Below are 3,365 nucleotides of genomic sequence, written 5' to 3' on the forward strand. Positions count from 1 at the left end.
GACCCGCTGCCGCCGGTCGAAGGACTGCCCGCGAACGTCGCGGAGCTGGTCGAGCGGTGCCTGGAGAAGCGGCCCGACGACCGGCCGTCCAGTGCCGAACTCGCCGAAGTCCTCGCCGCCGCCTCCGCGGGCGCGCCGACGGGTCAGTGGTCGTCGGACAATGCCGAGGACACCACGATCCTGCCGAACCCGCACCCCTACACCAGCGGCATCGCACGGATCCGCCCCGGACACGCCCCGGTCGCGAAGGCGCCGGCACCTGCTGAGGCGCCGGCACCTGCCGCGGCGCCCGCACCTGCCGCGGCGCCCGCACCTGCCGAGGCGCGGGCATCCGCACCGCCTGTCGACACCGGCCCGGCTTCGCCTCGGCCGGGTCGCCATCAGCGCCGCCGGTTGTTGATTGCTGCGGGCACGGTCGCACTGCTCGGCGCGGCGACTTTCGCGTGGTCGCTCGCGGCAAGCGGGCCTGGTGGTTCTTCGCCGGCCAAGGGGCAGGCGCAACCCGCCGTGCTGGCCGCGGCGGGCAAGTGCGTCGTCAGCTATGCCGTCTGGTCCGTCGACGCGAACAAGCGCTTCAAGGCGTCGGTGACCGTGGCGAACCGCGACAGCCAGGCCGTCGAGGACTGGAACCTCTGGTTCATCATGCAGGGCGACCAGGTGCTCAACGGCAACGGCCGGGTCAGCCTCGACCAGCAGGGCCGCACGATCACGGTGAAGGGCGCCTCGACCCTCAACCCGCTGACGGCGCTGACCATGGAGATCACCGGGCGGTACACGCAGAACAACGACGCGCCGATGGCCTTCGAGCTGGCCGGGCACAAATGCGACGCTTACGTTTCGCCCAAGCCCGGCGAGCCGTCGCGGCCGGTGCAACGGCTGCCGAACGGTGGCTACCGGCTCGGGCCGCCGGCCTCGCAGATCCCGGGATCCGGCCTGTCGTTCGGGCCGAACGGCATCGTGACGTTCGCACCGACGACCGGCGTCTCGACCAGGCCCAGCGGTGGGCCCACCACGACACCCACCACGGTCGAGACGGAGGAACCGCTCGACTGCGACGTGACCCCGGACGACCTGCGGTGTGTGCCGCCGCCCCCGCCGCCATCGCGGGATGGCCCCTCCGAATCGCCGACGACCACGACCGCGGAACCGATCGATCCACCGGCAGACGAGTAGGACGGCGGACGTAGCCGGCCTTCTCCAGCCGGTCGATGAGAGGCCGGCTCGTCAGCCGAGGGCGCGGTGCACGAAGGTCGCGGCCGCCTCGGCCGCCCGACTGACATGCGGCTCCACGTCATAGAGGTCGATGTGCTGCCCGGCGTCGAGCCAGCACATCTCCTTGGGTCCCGTCGCCTCGGTGAACAGCGCCTCGGCGAGCTCCGGCGCGCAATAGTCGTCGACCCGGCCGTGCACCACCAGAAGCGGGGTGGCGGAGAGCAGCGGTGCCGCGCCGAGCGCGTCGAACGTCATCAGGGAATGCAACGAGCCATAGGTCAGCCGGTTCTCCCAGTGCGCCGCGGCCGACCGCGACGTGCCGTAATAGGCGAACGGCTCGGCGCCGCCCATCGCGGCCTCCGCGCCGTCCGGCGCGACCGCAGGCAGCTCATCGTCGTAGCGCGCGATGAACGAGTCGAGCGCGCGGCGATAGCCGTTCGGGTCGGCCGCGCTGAAGCGGGCCGGGCTGTTGTAGGCGCCCGCGATGCCGACAACCGCGCGGATTCTCGGGTCGCCGGCCGCCGCGCGGACCGCGTAGCCGCCGCCGAGACAGACCCCGACGACGCCCAGCCGGGTGGCGTCCACCGCCTCGTGCGCGGCGAGCAGGCCGACTGCGGCCCGCAGGTCGGCGAGCTTGCCCTGGCTGTCCTCGTGCGCCCGGCGTCCGCCGCTCTCACCGAAGCCGCGGTGGTCGAAGGCGAGGGTGGTCACCCCACGCTCGTGCAACCGCGCGGCGTAGGTGCCGGCGACCTGCTCCTTGACCCCGGTCAGCGGGCCGGTCAGCACGACGGCGGGCGCACCGGGCGCGGCCACCCGGAGATCACCGACCAGGGTGACGCCGTCGGCTTCGAACGTGACCCGGCGCTCGGCGATGCGAACAGACATTCGGCGTGATCCTCTCGGCGTCTATCGTTGGCTCGACGCTAGGCCGCGCGGCATCGACCGGACAGAAGGCACTTTCCGGTGCCCTTCGGCGGTGTCCGATCCCGGGGGTGCACGTGGCGCTGATGATTCCGGACGTACTCGAAGAGAGCTGCACGACGCGGCAGGCGCTCGAGCGACTCGCCTCCAAGTGGCGGGTGTTGCTCATCTACGCGCTGCTCGCCGGTCCCCAGCGGCACGCCGAACTGCGCAAGCGGGTGGCGGGGATCTCGCAGAAGGTCCTGACCGAAACACTGCGCGAGATGGAGCGCGACGGTCTGGTGGAGCGCCGGGTGCTCAAGGAGACGCCACCGCAACACGTCGAATACGCACTGAGCCCGCTGGGCAAGACGCTGCAGGAACCGCTCGCCGCGATCTGCGCCTGGGCGACCGAGAACGCGGTGTCTCAGGCGGCCGCGCCGGGCACCGCCAGGCCGGTCGTCGCTAACCCGGCGGGCGTCGACTCTGCGCCGCCTCATCCAGCTCGCCGGGCCGGCCCGGACGCTGCCGCCTGATCCGGTCGGTGTGGGTGGTGACGGCGTCGATCTCGCCGGTCAGCCCGGGGTGGTCGTGCAGGTGCTCCTGGGTCGCGGCGAGCAGGCCGGGCAGCGCCGATGCGTCCGGGTCGCCGAGCGCGTCGTGCAGCCGTGCGAGCGCCTCGCCGGCCGCGTCGTCGAGGTCGGTGAGCGCGGTGATCCGCCCGGCCAGCCCGCGCAGATCGGCGGTGTGGTCGTTGGCCCACCGGGTGACGGCCCGGTTTCCGGCGCGGCGGTCACGCTCGGCCTGCACCCGCTCGTCCCGGGTGGTGTCGGGCTGCCCGGCCGGGCCGGACACGCTGCGCAGGTAGCGGCGTTCAGCGGCCTGCCGGCTCGCCACGCCCAGCGCGGGCGCCAGGGCCTGCCAGGAGACTCCGGCGGCGCGGGCCGCGGCGATCAGGGCAGGCTCGAGGTCGGCGAGTTCGCTCTGCGCCCGGCGCAGCTCGGTGAGGGCATCGAGCAGGTCCGCCGGCGCCACCCCGTCGCCGATCGATCTCACGGTGGCGGCGAGCGCCGCGACCGTGGCGGCCAGGTCCTGGGGAACTTCGTCAGTCATGTTGTCATCTTCCCGTTGACATTCCGTGTGTCGTCGTTACGATGACGGTATCGCGCATTGACCGACCAGTCGAGACACAGGAGGTGGCACTCATGTTGATGCGCAGCGAACCCTTCACCGAGGTCAACCGGCTTGCCCAG

The 3,365-nt window shown here is 72.5% G+C and carries 4 protein-coding genes; 2 read left to right on the forward strand and 2 right to left on the reverse strand.

Annotation, left to right across the window (positions count from 1 at the left end):
• Positions 1-1,173: cellulose binding domain-containing protein (locus ACZ6TI_RS48100; RefSeq protein WP_465352030.1), on the forward strand; the 1,173-nt coding region annotated here is incomplete at its 5' end.
• 51 nt (positions 1,174-1,224) lie between these two features.
• Here ACZ6TI_RS48100 and ACZ6TI_RS48105 read toward each other — a convergent pair.
• Entirely contained in the window at positions 1,225-2,097 is an 873-nt protein-coding gene (locus tag ACZ6TI_RS48105; protein WP_465352031.1) for an alpha/beta hydrolase, read from the reverse strand.
• A 107-nt stretch (positions 2,098-2,204) separates the two neighbouring features.
• Between ACZ6TI_RS48105 and ACZ6TI_RS48110 the strand changes: the two genes are divergently transcribed.
• On the forward strand, positions 2,205-2,648 hold the full coding sequence (locus tag ACZ6TI_RS48110; RefSeq protein ID WP_465352032.1) for a winged helix-turn-helix transcriptional regulator: 444 nt from the start codon (positions 2,205-2,207) through the stop codon (positions 2,646-2,648).
• Here the strand turns inward: ACZ6TI_RS48110 and ACZ6TI_RS48115 are convergent.
• Positions 2,578-3,225, reverse strand: coding sequence for a hypothetical protein (locus ACZ6TI_RS48115; RefSeq protein WP_465352033.1), 648 nt, complete (start codon positions 3,223-3,225; stop codon positions 2,578-2,580). The genes ACZ6TI_RS48110 and ACZ6TI_RS48115 overlap by 71 nt on opposite strands.
• Positions 3,226-3,365: the final 140 nt, after the last annotated feature.

This window comes from Actinoplanes sp. NPDC051388, from assembly GCF_055586225.1.

Bases quoted from the DNA above. Each gene is read 5' to 3' on its own strand.
- ACZ6TI_RS48105 (WP_465352031.1), bottom strand. From the start codon at position 2,097: ATGTCTGTTCGCATCGCCGAGCGCCGGGTCACGTTCGAAGCCGACGGC.
- ACZ6TI_RS48115 (WP_465352033.1), bottom strand. From the start codon at position 3,225: ATGACTGACGAAGTTCCCCAGGACCTGGCCGCCACGGTCGCGGCGCTC.